Genomic DNA, 22,621 nt, shown 5'->3' with positions numbered 1-22,621 from the left:
CGTAAGTTCGCGAGAAGGGAGACCTCTGATCGGGCAACCGGTTAGGGGTGGCACAGACCAGGGGGTGGCGACTGTTTATCAAAAACACAGGGCTCTGCGAAGTCGCAAGACGACGTATAGGGTCTGACGCCTGCCCGGTGCTGGAAGGTTAAGAGGAGGTGTGCAAGCACCGAATTGAAGCCCCAGTAAACGGCGGCCGTAACTATAACGGTCCTAAGGTAGCGAAATTCCTTGTCGGGTAAGTTCCGACCTGCACGAATGGCGTAACGACTTCCCCGCTGTCTCCAGCATAGACTCAGTGAAATTGAATTCCCCGTGAAGATGCGGGGTTCCTGCGGTCAGACGGAAAGACCCCGTGCACCTTTACTACAGCTTCACACTGGTATTCGTAATGACATGTGTAGGATAGGTGGTAGACGTTGAAGCATTTGCGCCAGCAGATGTGGAGTCACCCTTGAAATACCACCCTTGTCCTTATGGATATCTAACCGCGGCGCAACAACGTCCGGGACCGTGTGTGGCGGGTAGTTTGACTGGGGCGGTCGCCTCCCAAATGGTAACGGAGGCGCGCGAAGGTGGGCTCAGAGCGGTCGGAAATCGCTCGTTGAGTGCAATGGCATAAGCCTGCCTGACTGCGAGACTGACAAGTCGAGCAGAGACGAAAGTCGGCCATAGTGATCCGGTGGTCCCTCGTGGAAGGGCCATCGCTCAACGGATAAAAGGTACGCCGGGGATAACAGGCTGATGATGCCCAAGAGTCCATATCGACGGCATTGTTTGGCACCTCGATGTCGACTCATCACATCCTGGGGCTGGAGCAGGTCCCAAGGGTTTGGCTGTTCGCCAATTAAAGTGGTACGTGAGTTGGGTTCAGAACGTCGCGAGACAGTTCGGTCCCTATCTGCCGTGGGTGTAGGAGAATTGAGAGGATCTGTCCCTAGTACGAGAGGACCGGGATGGACGTACCTCTGGTGGACCTGTTGTGGCGCCAGCCGCATTGCAGGGTAGCTATGTACGGAAGGGATAACCGCTGAAAGCATCTAAGCGGGAAACCCACCTCAAAACCAGTTCTCCCTGAAGAGCCGTGGAAGACCACCACGTCGATAGGAAGCGTGTGGAAGTGCAGCAATGCATGAAGCTTAGCTTTACTAATAGCTCGTTCGGCTTGATCCTCTCATTAGTCAATGTTCATCTTGAATTGGTCCGCATAATGTCGAACCTTCGGTTCGACCTATCCGGACTATTCCAGATCATTTTAAGTGCACTACCGGCCTTCGGCCTACTTGAGTGCGTTTGAAATCATCTAAAAAAACAAAAAAGACCAGTTTTACAATTTATCTGCCCTTCGCCGGCCTGGTGGCTCTAGCGGGGAGCCCCCACCCGATCCCATCCCGAACTCGGCCGTGAAACTCCCCAGCGCTAATGGTACTGCATCTTAAGGTGTGGGAGAGTAGGTCGCTGCCAGGCCTGCAAAGCGCAGATAAATACCTCTTCAATTGAAACAAGACAAAATACCTATGACGCGGGATGGAGCAGTCCGGTAGCTCGTCAGGCTCATAACCTGAAGGTCGTAGGTTCAAATCCTACTCCCGCAACCAAATCCCCCAAAATAAACAAAACCGCGCATAAAAGCGGGGCTATTTGCCGCTTGAAACAGCCCAGATCAGGAACTCTCGTGCCGCACCAGCGCCCTCATAAGCACAACTCAAAACCAAGCGCATGTATATTCCCGCCCCCCGCAGCGTCAATAAATCCGAGAACTGGCGAGGAAAACGATATTCCAGGCAGGTCAATTGGCCTTGTTTCAGCTGCTCTTGGGAACCGACGCCCCAAACAGCACAATACACCAATTCCATGATGTATTGGCGCGTGTCAGCACGGATACCGAACGCCCTCTGGGAATCCAAAGGACATTCGCTGACAAACGGGACAGATTAATCGCCCATATACCGCTTTGGACCGACACAAAGTCATCGTTCGTCAAAAACCAACCGCTTGTCCATCTTTACGCGGGTCGGATCCGGCGACATACCCACCTTCGGGCAAGCGCTGAACAAGCTGGGCGCCACCGAAACCAAAGGCGTTATCGGGACTTTCGACCGAAATCTGATGACCCAATGCGCTTAAGCCGTCCCGCAATTGTTTTGACATGGTTGGTTCACAGGCGACCTGTACTCCATCAATCATTCGCCAACGCGGCGCGCAGGCAGCTGTCTGAACATCTTGTCCCCATACTTCCGTACGCAGCAAGAGCTGCACATGACCTTGGGCCTGGATCGGTCCTCCCATCATGCCGAAAGCCATCAACGGCTCGCCGTTCTTCATGGCAAATCCGGGAATGATCGTGTGCATGGGCCGCTTTCTACCTGCTACGCAGTTGGGATGCCCCCGGACCGTATCGAATCCCGCTCCCCGGTTTTGCAAGGAAATCCCGGTTCCCGGCACCACAACACCAGAGCCGAAACCAGCATAGTTCGATTGTATGAAACTCACCATCATGCCCGATGCATCACCGGTATTCAGCAGGACAGTTCCACCTCTTTTCGGCGCTCCAACGCCATGATCGATTGCGCGCGCCGGGTCGATCAGCGCGGCCCGGGCCTTAAGGTAATCGGGGTCGAGCAAGGCGCGCTCATCAATTTCTGTCATGTCATCACGATCAGCCACATAGGCGTGCAGATCGCGATAGGCCAATTTAATGGCTTCTATCTGCAAGTGCACAGCCATCACGTCATCTGGTCCGTGTTCACGTATTCCGGTGTGATCCAATATACCCAGCGCCATCAAGGCAGCGATGCCTTGGCCGTTTGGCGGGATTTCGTGCAAGTCGACATCATCAAAGCTGGTTTTAAGCGTCCCGCACCAATCGGGTTGGTGAGAGGCCATATCCTCAAGCGTCATTGCCCCGCCATGGTCTTTCAGAAACTTGACGATTTTTTCTGCCAGTGCGCCTTTGTAGAACGACGCGCCTTTGGTTCTCCCGATTTCCCGGAGCGTCTCGGCTGCGCCCGGATTATGGAACCGTTGACCAGCCTTCGGGGCGTGCCCTCCAGGCAGAAACGTTTGTGCAAAACCAGGCTGATCGGCGAGCAATTCAGCTGCAATTGCCCAAAGTTTCGCGATCACCGGCGAGACGATAAACCCTTCTTCTGCGTAGCGCGCAGCTGGAGCCAACGTTGTTGACAAATCCAGCTTTCCGAAGCGCTCCGATAAGCTGACCCAGGCACTCACCGCTCCGGGAACTGTGACACTGTCCACTCCGAGGTTTGGCATTCCGTCTTGGAAACGATTGAAGTCCCAGGCAGCCGGCGAGCGGCCCGACGCATTTAGGCCGTGCAACGCCTTGCCATCCCAAAGAATGCAAAAGGCATCCGAGCCAAGCCCGTTGCCCGACGGCTCAACCACCGTCAGAGCAGCGGCTGTAGCAATTGCGGCGTCAACCGCGTTGCCCCCTTGCTGGAGAATACTTAGTCCGGCCTGAGCTGCCAAAGGCTGGGATGTCGCTACGACATTGTCCGCAAGGATAGGCGAACGCCGGGATGGGTATACTGGATCATGACGCATCTTCAGCGCTGGCTCCATTCATTTTCATAGTTTTGAGATGGCTTCTAACAGCCCAGATAACGGCCAAGACCGCGGCGATCAGAAAAATCAGGCTGATTGGCCGGGTCAGAAACAAGGTGGGGTCGCCATCGGTCATCAATGCGCGGCGCAGATTGGTTTCCGCAATCGGCCCCAGGATGACCCCGAGCACCAGAGGAGCCAGAGAATACCCCAGTGAGCGGAGCACATATCCGACCAGTCCAATCACACCCAGCAGATACAAGTCCGTTACCCTGTTGTTCAGCGCAAAAGACCCGACCACGCAGCATACCAGCACTGTAGGCACGATCAGCCATTTCGGCACGGCTGCGACGCGGATGAACAGCCGCATCGAAAGCACAGATACGATCAACATCATAAAGGAAGCCACTGTCATGGCGATGAACATCCCATAGACGAGATCGCTGTGATCGAGAACCAGCCTTGGCCCAACTGAAATTCCGTGCACCATCAGTGATGCCATCAAGATAGCGTCGACCGCGGAACCGGGGATACCCAGTCCGATCAGCGGGATGAGCCCGCCGCCTGCAGTGGCGGAGTTGCCCGATTCCGAAGCGATGACTCCGTCAGGAGTGCCTGTCCCGAATTGCTCAGGGTTCTTTGAAGCCCTTTTGGCCTGATCATAGGCCACCAGATTTGAAATGGACCCTCCGGCGCCCGGCAACGCCCCAATCAGCACTCCAATCACAGATGACCGAAACAGGTTGACGGGGCTCATGAGGACTTCTTTCATGACCTTCAAAGTCTTGAAATCGATCGCCCCGGTGACCAGCGATGCGCCGGATCGTACAGTCCGGGCGTCCTCAACTTCGCTGAGTAGCTGTGAAATTGCGAAAATGCCGATCAATACCACCAGGAAGGGCAGACCGGTTTCTAGCATTTCGATACCGAAGTCGAACCTTGGGCGGCCAAGTATAGGATCTGCCCCGATCGTGGAAATGGCCAGTCCGATCAAACCCGCCAGTAATCCGCGAAGCACGGAATCTCCCACCAGGCTCGCTACGATCGTCAAGGCAAACACGATCAGAGAGAAATACTCCCAGGGCCCCAGCTTCACCGCAAACACTGCCAGTGGTGGTGCTGCAATCACCAAAATCATGGTTGAGATCAATGTGCCGAAAAAGGATGCCCAGACACCCAGCGACAACGCGCGCCCTGGATCACCTTTTCGGGCCATGGGAAACGCGTCAAATGTTGTCGCAACTGATGAGGGCGTTCCCGGAATACCTAGCAAAGCGGCTGAGATCAAACCGCCTGTCAGGCCTCCGACATAAACCGACAGCATGACGGCAACGCCCTGCAAGGGATCCATGTTGAAGGTTAATGGTAGCGTCAACACAATTGCCATCGTCACTGTGAAGCCGGGAATTGCCGCTGCGATAATTCCGGCGACCGTCCCAACCAACATGAAAATCAGCGTACTGAGCGCGAATATCTGCTCAAGCGCAGTCAGGATATCATCCATGGAAGAATTCACCGCGTGGCAGGAAGACGTTGAAGACGTCTGCAAATAGCAGGTTCAGTCCAAATGAAAATACCAGCGCAATCAGTAGAGCAATCACCAGCGTGACCGGAGAGCGCGGCATGAGGATGAATTGCATTGCAAACACAAATGCGAAACTGGCAATGGAGAAGCCAAGAACCGGCAAAAGCAGGAGATACGCAACAAATGAAGCGAAGCAGGTGACGACCAGATAACGCGATATGATGCAACGCCGAAGCTCGCCACCTAATCGCCCCCAGGCCGTGCGTGGAATTTTGCGAAGGCTATCAATAACCGCAACCAGCGCTACCAGGAAGATCGCCGCGAACACAAATCTGGGAAACGCTCCTGCTCCTAAGGTTTCGAACATCGAGCTTGGTATTTGCCCAGCGGCAATGAAAAGGGCAACCGACGCGACGAGCAAAACGATATAACTCAAGAAGCGGGCGATTTCGCCCGCTTCCAAGCTGTGTTGTTTGCCGACTTCGCTCACTGAACGATAACCGAAGCTAGAGATTTCACTGTGGCATCAAGATTTGCCAGGTAGGCACGGTAGTCTTCCTGACCCATGAACGTGACCTGAGACCCTACATTGTTGGTTTGCTTAATGTAGGTCTCATCCTGAGCCAGCTTTTGCAACGCAGCTTCCATGACATCGCGAACTTCCGCCGGAGTGCCTTTGGGCATCACGATCCCGCGGGTGACAGTCAGAAGCATATCTTCGCCCTTTTCGCGGAATGTCGGCACTTCAGGCACTGCCGGATGACGTTCGGCCGATCCGGCTGCCAAGAATTTCAGGTCGCCGTTTTTGGCAAACTCAAGGGAAGAAGCGACATCGCCAATGATCAAGTCCAGGTTGCCACCGACAGCGGCACGCACACGCTCGCCTGTGCCCTCATATCCCACGTATTTGAATTTCAAACCGTAGGCTTGCTCGATCATCGCCGCGAAGAGATGTGGCAGTCCGCCCAGTGTGACGCCCATTGTCAGTTCGTTCGGACGTTCCTTGGCATAGGCGACGAATTCGTCGAAGTTCGAGTAGTTGTCGGTCGTTTTTGTGATCAGAAACTGCGGCGATGCCGTCATCAGGGCGATTGGTTCGAAATCTTCCCAAGTCAATTCCGTCAGGCCGGTCAAGGTCGCCATTAGAAGACCTTCGTGAACTTGCGAAACTGTGTAGCCGTCCGCATCGCGCCGTGACGCTTCACGCAGTCCTACGGTTCCCCCAACGCCCGGCATGTTGATGATTGGCAATTCCACCCCAAGGTGCGGTTCTATGTTGGCAGAAACCAGACGCATCAATGTGTCGGATCCACCACCCGGCGACCAGGGCACAATAAACTCCACGGCGCGCGTGGGATAGTCTTCAGCAAGGGCGGGGGCCGCCAACATGGCGGCGGTAAAGAGGACAGCGAGCCCCTTAATGATTTTCATGATTTGGTTCCCTGAGTTGGTCGGCAATTCTGAATTTTTTTATATGCCCAAAACCGTATCATAAGTTTTTTGCATTCAAAGAGCATAATTATTGCTTTTAAATTCAGTTTTTCTTATTTTATGAATATGGATACACGGCAACTCGAGACATTTCTCGCGATAATTCAACGTGGTGGGTTTGCGGCCGCCGCGAAGGAAGTCAATCTCAGTGCATCGGCGGTAAGCCAGCAGATTTCAGCATTGGAAACCGATCTTGGCACTGCCTTGTTTGACCGGTCCCGCCGCCCTCCGGCTTTGACGGTAAAGGGGCGTGAAGTGCAGGCCGCGGCGCGGTCAATATTGCGTATCGTCGCTGACACCAAAGCGGCGATCGAAGGAGAAGATGTCGGCGGAACGCTGGCTCTCGGGGCACTGAGAACGTGCGGGACACACATCCTGCCCAATGCCCTGGCGCAGCTCAGTAACAACTATCCCGAATTGAGATTTAGACTTACAATAGGCCTGTCAGAGGACCTGATGGCGGACGTGATTTCGGGGCAATTGGATGCCGCGCTGGTCGCGGACCATGTAGCCGTGCCGCCGGGACTTCAATGGACGTTGGTTTTTACGGAACCCTTGGTGGTGCTCAAACCTTCAAGTGTGCCGGACAAAAGTTTTGAAGTTTTGGTGCGGGATCTACCCTTTATCCGATATGGAATTAGGGTGCCTCTGGCGCGCCAGATCGACACCGAAATTGCGCGTCTTGGACTGACAGTTCGGCAGATAGTATCAGTAAATACTATGTCGGCCGTGGTTGGTTGCGTGCAGGCAGGTCTGGGATTCGCGATCGTGCCCTACGCTGCTCTACGTGGGCTCCAAACCGAGGCACTCGATTGGTTCCCTTTCGGGCCGACGCCAATCCGTCGTGGCTTGGGCATCGTGCAGTCCCCGAACTCCCGCCGCGCGAAAGTCTTGGAGAAACTCTCGGAGTATTTGAGTTCCACGGGGAATGTTGAACCCGGTGAAGGTTGACGCGGTCTCTGGATTGGCGAGTAGGATAATCGGAAAACTTGTCGCCAGCCGGATACAGCCAGAAGCGCTTTGGCAGATGGTACGCGTGAGAATGCGACGCCAATAAAATAGCTTGAAACAGACCGGGCCAAAAAGAACGGAGTTTTTTGACAAAAAACTCCGCCCAAAACCCTATTTTGTCCGTTGATTGAACCGACGGCCGACAAGCGCGCTGGCAATGTTGGTTTTTTGAATGTCAATGGACCCGCCCGCGATGCCCCAGCCCCAGCTATCGCGCATTTTCTGTTCCATCGGATACTCACGGGAATAGCCGTAGCCGCCCATGAGCTGCATGGCCTTACCGGTGACTTCGCGGGTCATTTCATTGGCAAAACACTTGGCGATTGAGCTTTCGCCGACCGACGGCAAACCGCTTTCGGCATTGACGACCGCCCGGTAGAGCAAGAGGCGCGCCGCATCCAACTTCATTTTCATTTCAGCAATCTGCAACTGGACGGCCTGGAAGTCGATGATCTGCTTGCCGAATTGTTCACGGTCCTGAACATAGTCCAAAACGTAGTCGAAGGCCGACTGGGCACAGGCGAGGCTCATGGTTGTGTTGCCACAGCGCTCCAGGTCGAAGGCTTCCATCAGTTTGCGGAAACCACCTGCCGGCACGATGATATTTTCCGCCGGAACACTGACGTCGTCAAAATACATGTCCGCGCTATGGACACCCCGGAACCCCATATGGTGCTCGCGCTTGCCGAAGGTGAACCCGTCCGCGCCCTTTTCGACCAGAACAGCGCCGATACCCTTGGCGCCCGGTTCCTCGGACAGACGGCAATACACCACATAGGCATCGGAATGCCCCGCACCTGAACACCAGCGTTTCTGACCGTTCACAATTACCCGATCTCCGTCGATGCGGCCCTTTGTGGTCAGATCGGTGAGCGCGGAGCCGGCCCCCGGCTCGGACATGGATACCGCCACGATCATGTCGCCGGAACAGACTTTCGGTAGAACTTTCTGGCGCATGGCTTCCGGCGCGAAATTGGCGATCGCCAGCGCCGGACCGAAACAGGATTCAAATATCGGGAAGGCCACGCCGATGGAGACCTTGGCAACTTCTTCGAGAACCAGAACCGCCTCGAAGTGGCTCATCCCGCCGCCGCCATAGGTTTCCGGCAGATTGACGCCGAGAAGGCCAAGCTCTGCGAACCGGTGCATAACCTCCTGGCTTGGGGATTCGTCGGTCTCTTCGACATGCCGGGCAATGTCCGGCAACTCGCTTTGCGCAAAGCGGCGCACCGTTTCCTGCAGGGCGGTTTGTTCTTCGGTGAGGGTAAAGTCCATGTGTGTTGCTTTCGATGGTCTATATGAACAGAAGCATGGCGGACCCTGCTTCGCGTTTGTTGAATAGAAAAGGTCAGCTGGCTGCTTTTGCCGGGACGGCCTGTTCCGCGGCCCAGTAGGGATCGCGGAGTTTGCGTTTGTAGATCTTGCCGGAATCATCGCGGGGCAGATCGATTCTGAACTCAATGCGCCGTGGCACTTTGAACCCAGCCAGCCGTTCTTTTAGGTAAGTCATGACCTGGTCTGCGGTGAGCGTGCCTTCTCTTGCCGGGTGGACAACCGCCATCAGCGCTTCGCCATAGTCGGGATCGGGTACACCGAAGACCGCGCAATCGGCAACGCCCGGCATGGCATGCAGCTCCGCTTCGATCTCGGCCGGATAGACATTGACGCCGCCAGAGATCACCATGTCCTTGGCCCGGTCGCACAAAAACAGATACCCGTCTTCATCTAGATAACCGATATCCCCGGTGGCGATCAGGCCGTCGACATCGAGGTCCTGGCGAGCCGCCGGATTGTTGGCATAGGTGAACTCCGGTGCGGTCTCGAGCCGTGACACGATTTCACCGGGCGTCCCAACGGGCAGGTCCTGACGAGCCTCATCGACGATCCGCATGGTTACACCATCCAGTGCCCGGCCAACCGTGCCCGGTTTCCGCAAGCTGTCTTCCGGTGTGCAGTAGGTGACGTAGTTCTGTTCGGTGCCGGCATAAAACTCATAGATGACCGGTCCGAACCAGGCCTGCATGGCGGCCTTAACCTCTGGCGGACAGTGCGCAGCCGCTGTGACGATATACTCCAGGGAGGATACGTCATAGCGGTCCCTGATGTCCGCTGGCAGTTTCAGGAGCCGGGCGAACATGGTCGGCACCATGAAAACTGTTGTGATCTGCTCCTGTTCCACCATCGCCAAAAAGTCTTCTGCGTCAAAGCGCGGCATGAGGAAAACCTTGTCGGCAACGGCATAGGTGCGCGTACCGAAGGAATTGGGGGCCCCATGATACAGCGGACCGCAAATTAGGGCCCGGATGCCCGGTTTGATGCCATAGAGCCGATCCCGCACGGCAAGGAATTCTTTTGCCAGATCCGGGGCTTGCGGTAGTTTCAAAACGCCTTTCGGCTTGCCCGTGGTGCCGGAGGTGTAGGTCATCGTGTCGGTGAAATCCCGGCACGGCTCGGTCAGCGGCGGGTGTGATCCGATGAAGTCATCCCAGGCGACTGCATCGATTGCCGCATCTTGCACAACCGGGGCCGGCCGGTAAGCCGCCAGCAATTCCGGCGGTGTTTCAACTTTCAGGACGAGAATGCCGGAGGGAATGGCGTTGCCCAGAAGCTGCAACAGATCCGAATGAGCAATCAGCACTTTTGCGCCCGAATCCTCCAGGACATACGCCACTTCCGGCGGCGCCAGGTGCCAATTGACTGCGACCGGGCTCGCACCGAGCAAAGTCGCAGCTCGGGTCGCCTCGAAGAAAGCAAAATCGTTGCGCAGCAAGAGCGCTATCCGGTCGCCGCGCTCAATGCCATAATCGCGCAATCCGGACGCAGCTTTCAGCGCGCGGGCCTCGCACTCTGAGCGTTTGCTTGTTCGCGCACCACTGAACAAAAGTGTGTCAGACATGGCTGGCCTCTTGTGATCCGTTGGCTCCATTTGCGGCTGTAACACCGGGAACGGCGGTGCCGCGGACCGGGTCCAGGACCGCTCCGGTGTGTTCGCCCACCGCCGGCACATGGGAGCCAACCGGTAGAGGGGCACCGGCAAACAGAAACGGCAGATTGGCAACCTTGAAGGCTTCTGGGCCAGTTCCAACGTCTGTCATCAATTCGCGGGCTGTGACTTGTTCGTCTTTGATCGCCTCGGCCACGGTTTGATAGCGGGCGCAAGGAATGCCAGCCCCCATGAGTGCGGTTTCGCACTCGGCGGCTGTGCGGACCTTGGTCCAGTCTTCCACCAGCGCCATCAGGACCGGCCAGTTCTTTTCCCGCTCCAATTGGGTGTTGAAGCGGACATCGTCCTTCCACTCCGGGTGGTCCAGAAGATCGGCAAGCCGCTCAAAAATCTTGGCCGTGATCGGAACGGCAATGACATGTCCATCCGACGCCTTGACCGGTGTAGCCAGCCAGCGGTCGAAGGAACTTGGTGTTTGCACTTCCTGCATTTCCAGAACCAGCAAGTTGATCATGCTGTCCATCAACGCAACGTCGATGTATTGCCCGGTTCCATGACGCAGCTGGCCGATGAGGGCTGTCTGGATTGCACTGAAGGCAAAGAGCCCGCCAATCAGATCAGCGTACCAGATCCCGGTGCGGAACGGTTTGTCGACATCCTCGGCGTAGGTCATGGCCGCCAGATCATGGCCGGACAGGGCATGCAGGATGGGCGCATAAGCGGGATGGCGCGAGCGCGGCCCGGTCTGGCCGAAACCGGAAATCGAGCAATAGACGAGATCCTTGCGGCCGGTAGACAGAGTTGGGAAATCCAGTCCCAAGTCCTGCACGACACCAGGGCGGAAATTCTCCACCACGACGTCGCAGGTCGCGGCCAGTTTGCGGATCGCACTGAGATCCTCTTCGGAGCGGAAGTCGATCTCGATGCTTTTCTTACCGGCATTGAAATGACCGAAATAGGTGCTTTTTCCTGCGCGCAGCGGCTCCTTGACGCGCATGTGTTCACCGCCGGCCGGTTCGATCTTCAAAACCTCCGCACCACAGTCGGCAAGCAGCCGCGTGCAATAAGGTCCAGAGATGATCCTGGTCAGATCAAGGACCCGGACGCCGTCGAGCGGTTTTGGTGTGGTTGATGTCATCTGCGGTGCTGTTCCAGTTGTTTATTATTCTGTTCGAAGGCCCGGCGGACAAATTGCCGCCAACCCAAGAAGCCGGGATGGTTGGTCTGATGCCTGCAAGGCTTTTCCATCAGGTCATCCCCGCCCATGAGCGGGGATCTACTCGCGGTTCCGCTTGCCGCACCATTGGGTAGGTTTCGGTAAGGCTCTGCAAACGAGTGGATCCCCGGTCTTCGCTTCGCTTTGCCGGGGATGACCGCTGTGCCTTCTTTGCCTTTGCGCCCAAATTTACTCTTACTGCGTCAGCACGTCGGTGGCGGTGTCGAGCGACACCGGTGCATCGGACAAAAGCAAGTCGGTGGCTGCTTTTTCGAAGCCGGATTCGCCGACTTTCAGCGGATCCTGCGCGCGCAGGCGATGATCGATCACCATCCGCGCCAGCAAGAGGCGCCGGGCATCGCGGCCGGCCGCGCCGAGTGCGCTGCCTTCTGTGGCCAGAAGCGTGGCCGTCGCCGAGTTGTAGACCGCGCTGGAGGCCTTGCGGGCCAGGGTCTGGTTGCCGCTCATGGCAACATCTTCGGCAAAGTCGATTGCCTGCTGGACGGTGCTGCGCAGCTCGCCCTTGAACTGGCCCGGCATGTCGGAACTGCCGTCGATCTGGTCCATCATTTCTTCTTTCAGATCCTTGTGGGCGCCGACCTTGGCAATCGCACGTGTCGTGATGTCGAGCGAATTGATGTTGGACGTGCCTTCCCACAGGACACCGAGGTGAGCATCACGCACCAGACGGGCGTTGACAAAGTCTTCGATGTAGCCGTTGCCGCCGCGCACTTCCATCGCGCCGGTCGCAACCCGGACGTTGTCACGGGCGGTCCGGTACTTGTGCGCCGGGGTCAGGATCCGGGTAATCATCTTCGCCCGCTCGTCGCCCGCTTCCGCCAGGCTGATCTGGTTGCCGAGGTAAAGCGTGATCGACAGCGCCTGTTCGGTCGGCAGCATCAGTTTCATCAGCTGACGGCGCAGAAGCGGCTTGTCGATGATTTTTTCCTGGAACGCATGGCGGTTGTTGGCCGTCACCATTGCCTCGTTGAAGCAGCGGCGCATCATGGCGGCAGCCCGGCAACCGTGGGACAGGCGCGACAGCGAGACCTGATCCATCATCAGTTTCAGGCCGCGGTTTTCGTGCGGGCCGACTTCACCCAGCGGATAGGCCACGGCGCCATTGAAGACGATTTCGCCGGAGGCCATGGACCGGCTGCCGAGTTTGTTTTTCAGGCGCACGATCCGGTAATCGTTGCGGCTGCCATCATCAAGGCGGCGCGGCAGGGCGAAGAGGCCAAGGCCTTTGTTCCCGGCTGGGGCCCCTTGCGGGCGGGCGAGCAGCAGCGCGACATCGCCGTCAGTGCAAGAGCAGAACCATTTTTCGCCATAGAGCTTCCAGTTTCCATCTTCGAAGCGGGCTTCCAGCTGGATGTTAGAGACGTCGGATCCGCCGGTGCGCTCGGTCATGAACTGAGCACCTTTGAGCATCGTTTTCGTGTCCTGACTGATCAGGCGGTCATAGAACCGGGCCTTGGTAGCCTCGTCTCCATAGTCCTTAATCAGGGTCGCGGTGGTTTCCGTTGCCGAAATTGGGCAGAGCTGACCGAATTCCGACTGGCCGAAAATGTATTGGAAGATGAACTTCACGGTGTGCGACATCGGCTTGTCCCAGCCGAACACACCCGGTTTGTGGATCATCGCCGCCAGGCCGTAGTCGCCAAGAGCCACATCCTCCATATTGCGGTAAGCCGGGTGGAACTCGATCCAGTCTTCGAACCGGCCGCGCGGGTCCCGATGATGCAGGACCGGCTGGTGTTTGTCGGCCATACGCGACCAATCGTCGACCTCATCGCCGACCAATGCGCCGAACTTTTCCAGGTGCGGCTGCAGGTGTTGCCGCAGATCATCCGGCAAATAGAGCGTCAACAGGTCCTGGAGGCCCTTGTCGAGGTCATAGAAGTTGAGGCCATGGCAGTCTGGGGCAACAAGATTGGCAAGTTCAGAAGTCGGTAAGGTGTGATGTTGTGGTTGAATATTCATGTTTGAATCCTTCCTATCGGATCTTGGCCGGTTCGAATGAGACCGGAAAACGGAGCAAGTCGTCAGAGATTGAGAACGTCAGAGGCGTGTTCGAGCGGCACGGCGTCGTCGTTTAAAAGGCAATCGGTTGCGGCTGTTTCAAAGGCGCAGTCACCGATGGACAGTGGGTCTTGCGGCGCCAGGCGATGGTCGATCACCATGCGGGCCATCAACAGGCGGCGGGCATCCCCGCCAGTAGCGCCTAGTTTGGCGCCCTCGCAGGCAAGCAAAACGGCGGTTGCAGAGTGATAGACAGCGCCGGCGGCCTTGCGGGCCAATGTTTCATCACCGCTCCGGGCGATTGCCTCTGCCATGTCAAGAGAGCGGGTGAGTGTGTCGCGAAGTGTCTTGCCGAAGGTTTCCGGCAGCGCATCGCACTCATCCATCATTTCCAGCAGGACGGATTTCAGGTCTAAATGGACTTCGGCTTTCGCGATCGCACGGGTGGTGATGTCGAGGGCGTTGATATTGGATGTACCCTCCCAGAGGAGGCCAACGTGTGCGTCGCGTACCAGGCGGGCGTTCACGAAATCTTCGATGTAGCCGTTGCCGCCCCGCACTTCCATGGCACCGGTCGCGACCTGGATGTTGTCCCGTGCCGTCCGGTATTTGTGCGCTGGGGTCAGGATCCGCGCGACCCGTTCTGCCTGTTTGTCGCCCTTGCCAGCCGCTGTCAGAACCGTACCGAGATAAAGCGTCATCGACAGCGCTTGTTCTGCCGGGATCATGAGCTTCATCAGCTGGCGGCGCAACAGTGGCTTGTCGATGATTTTTTCGCGAAAAGCTGTCCGGCTCTTGGCGACGGTCATTGCCTCATTGAGGCAGCGGCGCATCATGGAGGCCGCCCGGGCACCATGAGACAGGCGTGACAGCGACACCTGGTTCATCATCATTTTCAGGCCGGGATTTTCCTTGGCCCCGACATCGCCGAGTGGGTAGGCGATGGCGCCTTCGAAAACGACTTCGCCAGACGCCATGGAGAGCGTGCCGAGTTTGTCTTTCAGACGCACGATCCGGTAAGAGTTTCGGCTGCCGTCGTCCAATCTTTTGGGCAGGGCGAAAACGGCAAGGCCCTTGTTTCCGGCAGGAGCCCCTTCGGGCCGGGCCAAGACCAGAACCACATCCGCATCGGCTGCCGAACAGAACCATTTTTCGCCGTAGAGCCGCCAGGTGCCGTCTTCATGGCGGGCATCGACGGCGAGCTGGGATACGTCCGATCCGCCGTGGCGCTCGGTCATGAATTGCCCGCCAGCCATACGGGTCTTTGGGTCTTGGCTGATCAACCGGTCATAAAACCGTTCTAAGAGAGCCTCGTCGCCGAATTTGCAGATCATGGCGGCGGTGGTTTCGGTCATGGAAATCGGACACAGCTGACCAAATTCCGATTGCCCCAACAAGTATTGGAACAGGAACTTGACCGTATGCGGCATCGGTTCTGGCCAACCGAAGACGCCGGGTTTTCCGGTCATTCCGGCCATGGCGAAATCGCCGAACGTGATCTGTTCCATGCGCTTGTAGGCCGGGTGAAACTCGATCCAGTCTTCAAAGCGCCCGCGCGGATCCCGGTGGTGAAGGACCGGCACATGCCGGTCGGCAATCCTAGAGAGCGTGTCGATTTCATCGCCAACCAGCGCACCAAACTCCTGCAAATGAGGCCAGAGATGCACCCGTAAGTCATCAGGAAGGTAGAGGGTCAGAAGTCCCTTGAGGCTAGTGTCGGTGTCAAAGAAATTTGCCCCATGGCAATCCGGCGCGACCAGTTCTGCGAGGTCTGACAGCGGCAATTGGGTGGGCTGGCCGGTATGAATGTTCATGGGAAGAGTTCCAATCAAAAGAGACAAAATTCACGGGTGCTCAATAGGACTTGGGCAGCCCAAGAACCCGTTCAGCGATGTGGCAAAGGATGAGTTGCTGGCTGACCGGGGCGAGGCGCGGGATCATGGCTTCACGCATGTAACGCTCGACATGATATTCGCGGGCATAGCCAAAACCGCCATGGGTCATGACCGCTTGCTGGCAGGCTTCAAATCCCGCCTCAGAGCCAAGATATTTGGTGGCGTTGGCTGCCGGGCCACAGGGGAGACCTATGTCATATTGACGGGCGGCTTCCAGGGCCATGAGCCAGGCCGATTCCAGCATCATCCAATTGCGTGCCAAAGGATGCTGGATGCCCTGGTTCTGGCCGATGGGCCGGTCGAATACGACACGTTCCTTGGCATAACCGCAGGCCTTGCGCAGTGCCGCATGGCCAAGCCCGATAGCCTCGGAGCCGATCAGGATTCGCTCCGGGTTCATCCCGTGCAGGATAGCCCTGAACCCTTCTCCTTCTTCGCCGATCAGGTTCTCGGCGGGGATTTCGAAGTCTTCGAAGAAGAGTTCGTTACAGTCGACCGTTTTTCGGCCCATCTTGTCGATCTCGCGCACCGTGATCTGGTCACGGTCGAAGTCGGTGTAAAACAGGCTGAGGCCCTGGGTCGGCTTGGTCACCTCTTCCAGTGGTGTGGTGCGGGCGAGCAACAGAATTTTTTCCGCCACTTGAGCCGTTGAAATCCAGACCTTCTGGCCGTTGACCAGATAGCGGTCCCCCTGACGTTTGGCCGCTGTTTTCAGGTGCGTGGTGTTCAGTCCGGTATTCGGCTCAGTCACGGCAAAACACGTTCGTTCCCGCCCTTGAACCACAGGCGGCAGCATGCGTTTTTTTTGTTCATCGGTGCCAAAGACGACCACAGGCGACAGGCCGAAGATGTTCATATGGACGGCGGACGCGCCGGAAAGCCCCGCTCCGGATTCGGCAATCGTACGCATCATGATGGCGGCTTCGGTGATGCCGAGACCGGTTCCGCCGTAGGCTTCGGGAATGCAGATGCCGAGCCAGCCGGCTTGGGCCAGTGCCTGGAAAAACTCGTCCGGAAACCCGCCGGATTTATCCTTCTCCAACCAATAAGCATCGTCGAACTGGCTGCACAGGCTTGCAATGGCACTTTGGATTGCTGTGCGGTCGGGCGAGAGTTGGATATCCATGATTGACCTCACGCAGGGATTGGTTCAAGCGCAGGCGCCGATGCGGCCCCCGACTGCAGCAGTTCGTAGATGGTGTCGTCGCTGAGCCCTGTTTCTTTCAGAACCTCAACGGTGTGTTCTCCAATGACGGGTGGTGGCTGATGGTTTTCTGCCGGGGTTTGTGACCATGAGACTGGCACCTTGGTCCGCCGCATGCGGCCTTCGCTCGGATGGTCATAGGTTTCAAAAAAACCAACATCTTGAAGGTGTGGATCCTCCAGAAGTGTTTCGAGCGAATGCATTGGCATCACTGGAATGTCGGCCTTATCGAGGAGGGCCAGCCATTCGGCACTGGTTCGCATCTTGATAACGTCGCCAATGGCCCGGCACAGATCGTCAAAGTGCTCCTGCCGTCCAGCGAAACTGGAAAACCGGTTGTCTCCGGCAAGGCGTGTTGGGCGGTTTGTGACTTCCAGGAATTTGCTCCATTGGGCATCCGAGTAGAGCAGCAGGCAGATGTAGCCGTCTTTTGTGCGGAAGGGACGGCGGGCCTTGGAGGTCAGGCGGTGATAGCCGCCTTCATCAAGGGGAGGATCGAAAGACAGGCCACCGAGATGATCGCCGAGGACAAATTGCGCGACCGTCTCGAACATTGGAATGTCGATCTGCTGGCCTTCGCCGGTGCGTTCGCGGTGAACAAGGGCGGCGAGGATCGCGTTTGCGGCTGCCAATCCGAAGGCACGGTCCGCAATTGCATTGGGAAAATAGCGAGGGACACCGCCACTTGCTTTGGACTGTAGATAGGGCAGCCCGACTGCGCCTTGAATGAGGTCGTCATAAGCTGGTTTTCCGGCATACCGTCCGGTTTCGCCGAACCCGAGCAGGGCGGTGTAAATGATGTTCGGTTTTATGGCCTGGACGGTGTCATAGGACAGGCCAAGCCGCATCATGGCTTTGGGCCGGCTGTTGGTTACAAAAATATCGGCGGAGCGGATCAAGTCGATCAGAACCTCGCGCCCGTCGACCGATTTCAGATCCAGGCATACCGACCGCTTGTTGTAGTTGGCGTTCATGTAAAGCGGGCCCATCGCCGTTGACCGCATTGGCCCGACTTGGCGCAACAGATCTCCCTGAGGCGGTTCTATCTTGATGACGTCCGCACCGAAGTCACCCAGCATCTGGGTGGCAACCGGTCCGGCGAGCACTGCTGACATGTCGACGACACGTATGCCTTTCAAAGGGCCCATGTGAAAAACCTTGGCTTATGTCCACAAATATGAATAATAAGTCCATATATTGAAACAATGTCAAGCCACTCATGCAAGATTGCTCGCGTTTCCCGGCAAAGCGCGATAGAAGAACGGAAAATGTGATGATGATTCCAACCGGCGATCCGGCTGCGCCCAACCGCACCGGAATCAAGGCCTCACAACAAAAGACTGTGCCCCATGGCCGTTAAGCAGATACAGAACGCTCTCGACCTGATCGAATATTTTGCCCGCATTAAAAAGCCGGCCAGCCTGGCGGAAATCCAGCAGCATTTTGGCTGGCCACGCTCGAGTGCCTACAATATTTTGAACACGTTGGTGGAACGCGGCTACATGTATGAGCCGGCGCGGCGTGGGGGCTATTATCCGACACCGCGGCTGGCCAGCGTGTCGGAATCGATTGTGTCCGCGGATCCCTTGAATGAACGCTTGTCGGCTCTTCTAGAGAGACTAGCGGCCGAAACCGGGGAAACAGCCATTGTCGCCGCACCTGCGGGCCGTTTTTCAGTTTATCTCGATGTGATCGAGTCCACCTCGCCTATTCGCTATGCAGCTCATGTCGGCATGCGGATCCCGATCCATGCGGGCGCTTCCGGGCGGGCCTTGCTGTCGCTCTATACACCGACCGAGCGGGCTAATCTGCTGAGCAAGATCACCTTTGAGCCCTATGGTACAAATGCTTTGATGAATGCGGAAGATGTTGAAGCCGTTCTTGCCGCTTCCCAGAAACGCGGCTGGTATCAGAGTATTCGTGAATACAGCGCGGATCTTGCCGCGATTGCCATTCCGGTGGTGGCGGATGAACGCCGTTTTGCGATCGTCGTTGCCGGACCCCAGTTCCGTCTGGAAGACAAGTGCGCCGATGTAGCTGAAACAATGCAAAGGTTGACCGAAGAAGCTGGGATTATTGGCGCTTCTGCCACCATGGAGCAGCTTGCAGCAACGTCGTGAGCTGAATTCAGGCAACCTCTATTATCTGATTTTTCAAGACGACGACCACGGTTGTCCGGTCAAGGTCTTGCCAACCGTTTCGGTCATCAGCTCACTGTGGCGATTGCACCGCCGGATGACCGCCTTCATCAATACATCACCACTCAGAAACAATCTCTACTTGCCCTCCAGTTGGGAGATGTTTCAGCGCGGCTATCTAATTGGAAATTAGCCTGCTTAACCGCGCTTCCGTCGGGGTGTCATGTGTCACAGCGTCAAGGAAATGTTGTGACCGCTGGACATATGTCTCGATATATGATCAATTAGTCCACAAATAAGAACAAAATCGATTGTGAAGTCACCGGTTCTGGAGATCGAGCCAGCGGGATGATGAAGCAGACGGAGACGGAAAGGGCTTAGAGCCCGCGTGCCGGTAGACCGGCGGTCATCACTTGGGAGGAAGTAAAATGAAGCGTATCAAACACGCCGTGTGCAGCGCTGTCGCCGCAGGTTTATTGTCTGGATTGTTGGCTCAACCGGGTTTAGCGGCAAACGTCGAAGGACCTTCGGTCTTTTGGAAATTTTCCGTCTGGGGAAAATCGCGCGCTCTGACCGCCGGCCCAGAACATCTGGCCGCCCGGCTCGCGGAGGAAACCGGCGGGAAATTCCAGCTGAAAATCTTTTACGGAAACCAGCTCTCCAAGGCGAAAGAAAATCTCGATGGCATGAAGGTCAATGCCTTTGAAGCGGCGATCGTCTGCAACTTCTATCATCCGGCCAAAACACCAGCGCTGATGGTGATGAGCCTGCCGTTCCTGCCGATTAAGAATTTTGATACCTCGATCGCCGTTCGCGGGGCGCTCTACGATCATCCCGCCGTTGTCGCGGATCTGGAGCGCTGGAACGCGATCACCTACACTTCAACCCATCTGCCTCAATATGAGTTCATGGGAACCGGTGAACCGCCGCAGAAGCTGGATGACTGGAACGGTCTGCGTGTCCGTGCCGGTGGCGGTGTTGGCTTGGCAATGGAAAAACTAGGCGCAGTGCGCCAGTCCATGCCCGCAACCGAAGTTTATACGGCCCTGCAGCGCGGCATCGCGGATGCGGTTTCCTTCCCCTTCACCTACGCCCACGGCGCTTACAAGCTTCAGGAAGTGGCAAAATGGTTTACCGGCAATCTCCAACCGGGAACGGCGGATTGCCCGATCGTCTTGAACAAAACCGCCCACGAAAAATTGCCGCAGCAATATAAGGACCTTCTGCAGACCCTCCTGCCGGAAGTCGATAACGTTTACCGCACGGCCTATGGCAAAGCGGATGATAAATATCTGCCGATCTTCCGCGAGGCGCTGACTGAAGTCACCTACGACGCGGCAACCCGGGAGGAATTCCAGAAGGTTGCCGGAGAGCCGATCTGGCGCCAGTGGGTGGCTGACAATCAGGAAAAATTTGACGCCCAAGGTGTGTTCGACACCGTTATGTCGGCTGGCAGCGGCAGCTGATTAGTTCGTAAGGCACCGGCAAAGCCGGTGCCTTTTTCAAACTGCAGTTCGTTTCTGAAAAACACAGCCGACACTTTCAGGTCCGCTTCTAGCTGCGCTTCTATTTAAGAAAAATACGGAACTGACACCCGATATGACCGGACCACACGGCGACGGCGCCATTCTCTTCAATCTAAATCGCGGTTTGGGCGCCGTGGAAGATGCGCTCAACATCTTCGCCGCCTTGACGATCTTCGTTGTGATGCTGGTGACCACATTCCAAATCTTTTGCCGCCTTGCCGGTTATCCGATTCCTGGATTTCTGGAAGCTTCCGAACAAGCAATCGCAGTTTTTGCGTTTCTGGGCGTGGCCTACGCCCAGCGGTATGGCGCCCACATCCGGATGGACATGATCATTGGGGCAACTCATGGCCGGTTGCGCTGGCTTCTTGAGGCCATCGGAACACTGTTGGCCATGCTGCTGATTGCCGTTCTGATCCGCTACAGCTGGAACTTCTTTTATGACGCTTGGGAGGTCGGCGATACGACCTATGATTACGGTATTCCGACTTGGCCCTCTAAATTCCTGGTCCCCTTCGCTTTTTCCATTTGGTTTGTGCGCCTGACGTTGCAGCTTATTGGATTTCTAAGGCTGTTCCTTTGGCCAAAAGCGGACCCTGTGGCCGTACCGATCATCAAATCGGCGGCCGAACATGCCGAAGACGAAGCCTCTAGCGCGGGAGGCGGGAAATGAGTTTCTTTGAAACCCTGACCAGCGGGGCTCCTGCTGTTTTCTTTGGCATTGGCTACAGCAATCCGGCGCTCGTCGGGGTGATTTGCATGGGGCTTTTGCTGGTCTTTGTTGTAATGGGCGTCCGGGTGGTGTTCGCCGCCGGGCTCGTTGGGTTGATTGGCCTTGTTGAACTCATCGGCTGGACCGCGGCAGCCGGCAGCATTGGCTCCATTCCCCATTCCAAGTCGGTCAGCTTTGTGCTGGGGCTCATTCCGGTTTTTATCCTTATCGGCTATCTGGCGTTTCACGCCGGTATGACCTCCCAACTCTTTGCGGCGGCTAGGGCCTGGATCGGTTGGTTGCCGGGCGGCCTGGCCGTTGCCACTGTCTTTGCTACAGCTGGGTTCGCGGCGGTTTCCGGAGCGTCGGTCGCCACCACCGCAGTCTTTTCCCGGGTCGCAATCCCGGAAATGCTGAAAGAAGGCTATGACCGCAAGCTGGCCGCTGGTGTGGTGGCTGCGGGTGGCACCCTGGCCTCGTTGATCCCGCCATCAGCGATCTTGGTCATCTACGCCATCATCGTGGAAGAATCGGTTGGGGCTCTCTTGCTCGCAGGGTTTCTACCTGGACTCTTCTCGGCTGCGATCTATGCGGCAATCATTGTTTTATGGGCCAAATTCCGGCCCGAAGCCGGACCACCTGTGCGCGGAGTAAGCTGGTCGGAACGATTTCGGTCTTTGCCTGGTGTCCTGCCAATTGCCGCCGTTGTGGTGATCATTATCAGCGCGATCTACACCGGCTGGGCTGCGCCAACGGAGGCCGGTGCGCTGGGCGCGTTCATCGTGCTTGTCATGGCCTGGATCAACGGCATGCGCTGGCCAAGCCTCAAAGCCGCGCTGATGGAAACATCTAAATTGGTGGTGATGATCTTCTCGCTGATCTGGGGCGTGTTGATCTTCGGCCGTTTTCTTGGCTTTTCCGGTCTTCCGGAAACCTTCGCCAACTGGATTTTGTCCTGGAATGCCGATCCCTATTTGATCCTTGCCGCTATCCTCATGGGCTATGTGGTGCTCGGTATGTTTATGGACGCAATCGGGCTCTTGCTCCTGACCTTGCCGGTTGTCTATCCAGCGGTGATCGCGCTGAATGGTGGTCCGGATGTGAGTGCTGCCGACAGCGCCTTCGGCATGACCGGAACCCAGGCGAGCATCTGGTTCGGCATCATCGTTGTGAAAATGGCGGAAGTCTGCCTGATTACACCGCCGATCGGGATCAATTGTTTTGTCGTCAACGGAGTGCGGCCCGACATTGCCTTGTCCGACGTTTTCCGCGGCATTTTTCTGTTTTTCATTGCTGATGTTCTGACCATTGCGGGCCTGATTGCCTTCCCGCAGATCATCACGTGGCTGCCCAGCATGATGAACTGATCTGAG

16 protein-coding genes, 1 tRNA gene and 2 rRNA genes (1 of these 19 cut by a window edge) are annotated in these 22,621 nt (G+C 56.7%); 8 read left to right on the top strand and 11 right to left on the bottom strand.

Translation table 11 applies throughout. From position 1 onward, the window contains the following. The 3 genes from ACOOFE_RS25645 to ACOOFE_RS25635 form a co-directional block, all read left to right on the top strand. Window positions 1-1,173 (top strand): 23S ribosomal RNA (locus tag ACOOFE_RS25645); it begins 1,553 nt to the left of the window's first position. A 179-nt stretch (window positions 1,174-1,352) separates the two neighbouring features. Then, window positions 1,353-1,467 (top strand): 5S ribosomal RNA (gene rrf / locus ACOOFE_RS25640). Window positions 1,468-1,521: 54 nt separating this feature from the next. After that, window positions 1,522-1,598 (top strand) — tRNA-Met (locus ACOOFE_RS25635). 382 nt (window positions 1,599-1,980) lie between these two features. Here the strand turns inward: ACOOFE_RS25635 and ACOOFE_RS25630 are convergent. Genes ACOOFE_RS25630 through ACOOFE_RS25615 form a run of 4 tightly spaced genes read right to left on the bottom strand, consistent with a single transcriptional unit; the run spans window position 1,981 to window position 6,520 of the window. Further along, on the bottom strand, window positions 1,981-3,582 hold the full coding sequence (locus tag ACOOFE_RS25630) for a gamma-glutamyltransferase family protein (RefSeq protein WP_420412647.1): 1,602 nt from the start codon (window positions 3,580-3,582) through the stop codon (window positions 1,981-1,983). Continuing rightward, window positions 3,554-5,068, bottom strand: a complete 1,515-nt coding sequence (locus ACOOFE_RS25625; protein WP_420412646.1) for a tripartite tricarboxylate transporter permease — start codon at window positions 5,066-5,068, stop codon at window positions 3,554-3,556. Before ACOOFE_RS25625 ends, ACOOFE_RS25630 begins: the two co-directional genes overlap by 29 nt. Next, window positions 5,061-5,579 carry a tripartite tricarboxylate transporter TctB family protein gene (locus ACOOFE_RS25620; protein ID WP_420412645.1) on the bottom strand — a complete coding sequence of 173 codons (519 nt, stop codon included), beginning with the start codon at window positions 5,577-5,579 and terminating at the stop codon, window positions 5,061-5,063. Before ACOOFE_RS25620 ends, ACOOFE_RS25625 begins: the two co-directional genes overlap by 8 nt. Next, window positions 5,576-6,520, bottom strand: coding sequence for a tripartite tricarboxylate transporter substrate binding protein (locus ACOOFE_RS25615; RefSeq protein WP_420412644.1), 945 nt, complete (start codon window positions 6,518-6,520; stop codon window positions 5,576-5,578). The genes ACOOFE_RS25620 and ACOOFE_RS25615 overlap by 4 nt, the downstream gene beginning before the upstream one ends. Before the next feature lie 69 nt (window positions 6,521-6,589). Here ACOOFE_RS25615 and ACOOFE_RS25610 point away from each other — a divergent pair, with 69 nt between their 5' ends. After that, the gene (locus ACOOFE_RS25610) at window positions 6,590-7,531 is read left to right on the top strand and encodes a LysR family transcriptional regulator (protein ID WP_420412643.1); all 942 of its coding nucleotides are present in this window, start codon (window positions 6,590-6,592) and stop codon (window positions 7,529-7,531) included. A gap of 171 nt (window positions 7,532-7,702) precedes the next feature. Here ACOOFE_RS25610 and ACOOFE_RS25605 read toward each other — a convergent pair whose 3' ends face one another. The 7 genes from ACOOFE_RS25605 to ACOOFE_RS25575 form a co-directional block, all read right to left on the bottom strand. Then, window positions 7,703-8,866 (bottom strand): acyl-CoA dehydrogenase family protein, encoded by a 1,164-nt coding sequence (locus tag ACOOFE_RS25605; protein ID WP_420412642.1) that lies wholly within the window; start codon window positions 8,864-8,866, stop codon window positions 7,703-7,705. Window positions 8,867-8,939: 73 nt separating this feature from the next. Continuing rightward, the gene (locus ACOOFE_RS25600; protein WP_420412641.1) at window positions 8,940-10,487 is read right to left on the bottom strand and encodes an acyl-CoA synthetase; all 1,548 of its coding nucleotides are present in this window, start codon (window positions 10,485-10,487) and stop codon (window positions 8,940-8,942) included. After that, complete coding sequence (locus tag ACOOFE_RS25595) at window positions 10,480-11,673, bottom strand: CaiB/BaiF CoA transferase family protein (protein WP_420412640.1); 1,194 nt, start codon at window positions 11,671-11,673, stop codon at window positions 10,480-10,482. Before ACOOFE_RS25595 ends, ACOOFE_RS25600 begins: the two co-directional genes overlap by 8 nt. A gap of 273 nt (window positions 11,674-11,946) precedes the next feature. Beyond that, window positions 11,947-13,734, bottom strand: coding sequence for an acyl-CoA dehydrogenase family protein (locus tag ACOOFE_RS25590; RefSeq protein WP_420412639.1), 1,788 nt, complete (start codon window positions 13,732-13,734; stop codon window positions 11,947-11,949). Between the two features lie 62 nt (window positions 13,735-13,796). Continuing rightward, on the bottom strand, window positions 13,797-15,587 hold the full coding sequence (locus tag ACOOFE_RS25585) for an acyl-CoA dehydrogenase family protein (protein WP_420412638.1): 1,791 nt from the start codon (window positions 15,585-15,587) through the stop codon (window positions 13,797-13,799). Between the two features lie 40 nt (window positions 15,588-15,627). Next, complete coding sequence (locus tag ACOOFE_RS25580; RefSeq protein WP_420412637.1) at window positions 15,628-16,794, bottom strand: acyl-CoA dehydrogenase family protein; 1,167 nt, start codon at window positions 16,792-16,794, stop codon at window positions 15,628-15,630. An 8-nt stretch (window positions 16,795-16,802) separates the two neighbouring features. After that, the gene (locus ACOOFE_RS25575) at window positions 16,803-18,020 is read right to left on the bottom strand and encodes a CaiB/BaiF CoA transferase family protein (protein ID WP_420412636.1); all 1,218 of its coding nucleotides are present in this window, start codon (window positions 18,018-18,020) and stop codon (window positions 16,803-16,805) included. Between the two features lie 201 nt (window positions 18,021-18,221). Between ACOOFE_RS25575 and ACOOFE_RS25570 the strand changes: the two genes are divergently transcribed. The 4 genes from ACOOFE_RS25570 to ACOOFE_RS25555 all read left to right on the top strand — a co-directional run bounded on the left by ACOOFE_RS25570 (window position 18,222) and on the right by ACOOFE_RS25555 (window position 22,615). Next, window positions 18,222-18,992 (top strand): IclR family transcriptional regulator, encoded by a 771-nt coding sequence (locus ACOOFE_RS25570; protein WP_420412635.1) that lies wholly within the window; start codon window positions 18,222-18,224, stop codon window positions 18,990-18,992. A 446-nt stretch (window positions 18,993-19,438) separates the two neighbouring features. After that, a complete protein-coding gene (dctP, locus tag ACOOFE_RS25565; protein WP_420412634.1) occupies window positions 19,439-20,476 on the top strand; it encodes a TRAP transporter substrate-binding protein DctP in 1,038 nt (345 codons plus the stop codon). A gap of 133 nt (window positions 20,477-20,609) precedes the next feature. After that, window positions 20,610-21,209 carry a TRAP transporter small permease gene (locus ACOOFE_RS25560; RefSeq protein ID WP_420412633.1) on the top strand — a complete coding sequence of 200 codons (600 nt, stop codon included), beginning with the start codon at window positions 20,610-20,612 and terminating at the stop codon, window positions 21,207-21,209. Continuing rightward, entirely contained in the window at window positions 21,206-22,615 is a 1,410-nt protein-coding gene (locus ACOOFE_RS25555) for a TRAP transporter large permease (RefSeq protein WP_420412632.1), read from the top strand. The genes ACOOFE_RS25560 and ACOOFE_RS25555 overlap by 4 nt, the downstream gene beginning before the upstream one ends. Window positions 22,616-22,621: the final 6 nt, after the last annotated feature.

This window comes from Roseibium sp., from assembly GCF_965216085.1.
Lineage (GTDB): Bacteria > Pseudomonadota > Alphaproteobacteria > Rhizobiales > Stappiaceae > Roseibium.
Note: the sequence above shows the minus strand (reverse complement) of the source record. Positions and strands in the feature narration are given on the sequence as shown.

Bases quoted from the DNA above. Each gene is read 5' to 3' on its own strand.
- ACOOFE_RS25630 (WP_420412647.1), bottom strand. From the start codon at position 3,582: ATGGAGCCAGCGCTGAAGATGCGTCATGATCCAGTATACCCATCCCGG.
- ACOOFE_RS25625 (WP_420412646.1), bottom strand. From the start codon at position 5,068: ATGGATGATATCCTGACTGCGCTTGAGCAGATATTCGCGCTCAGTACG.
- ACOOFE_RS25615 (WP_420412644.1), bottom strand. From the start codon at position 6,520: ATGAAAATCATTAAGGGGCTCGCTGTCCTCTTTACCGCCGCCATGTTG.
- ACOOFE_RS25605 (WP_420412642.1), bottom strand. From the start codon at position 8,866: ATGGACTTTACCCTCACCGAAGAACAAACCGCCCTGCAGGAAACGGTG.
- ACOOFE_RS25600 (WP_420412641.1), bottom strand. From the start codon at position 10,487: ATGTCTGACACACTTTTGTTCAGTGGTGCGCGAACAAGCAAACGCTCA.
- ACOOFE_RS25595 (WP_420412640.1), bottom strand. From the start codon at position 11,673: ATGACATCAACCACACCAAAACCGCTCGACGGCGTCCGGGTCCTTGAT.
- ACOOFE_RS25590 (WP_420412639.1), bottom strand. From the start codon at position 13,734: ATGAATATTCAACCACAACATCACACCTTACCGACTTCTGAACTTGCC.
- ACOOFE_RS25585 (WP_420412638.1), bottom strand. From the start codon at position 15,587: ATGAACATTCATACCGGCCAGCCCACCCAATTGCCGCTGTCAGACCTC.
- ACOOFE_RS25580 (WP_420412637.1), bottom strand. From the start codon at position 16,794: ATGGATATCCAACTCTCGCCCGACCGCACAGCAATCCAAAGTGCCATT.
- ACOOFE_RS25575 (WP_420412636.1), bottom strand. From the start codon at position 18,020: ATGGGCCCTTTGAAAGGCATACGTGTCGTCGACATGTCAGCAGTGCTC.
- ACOOFE_RS25570 (WP_420412635.1), top strand. From the start codon at position 18,222: ATGGCCGTTAAGCAGATACAGAACGCTCTCGACCTGATCGAATATTTT.
- dctP (WP_420412634.1), top strand. From the start codon at position 19,439: ATGAAGCGTATCAAACACGCCGTGTGCAGCGCTGTCGCCGCAGGTTTA.
- ACOOFE_RS25560 (WP_420412633.1), top strand. From the start codon at position 20,610: ATGACCGGACCACACGGCGACGGCGCCATTCTCTTCAATCTAAATCGC.
- ACOOFE_RS25555 (WP_420412632.1), top strand. From the start codon at position 21,206: ATGAGTTTCTTTGAAACCCTGACCAGCGGGGCTCCTGCTGTTTTCTTT.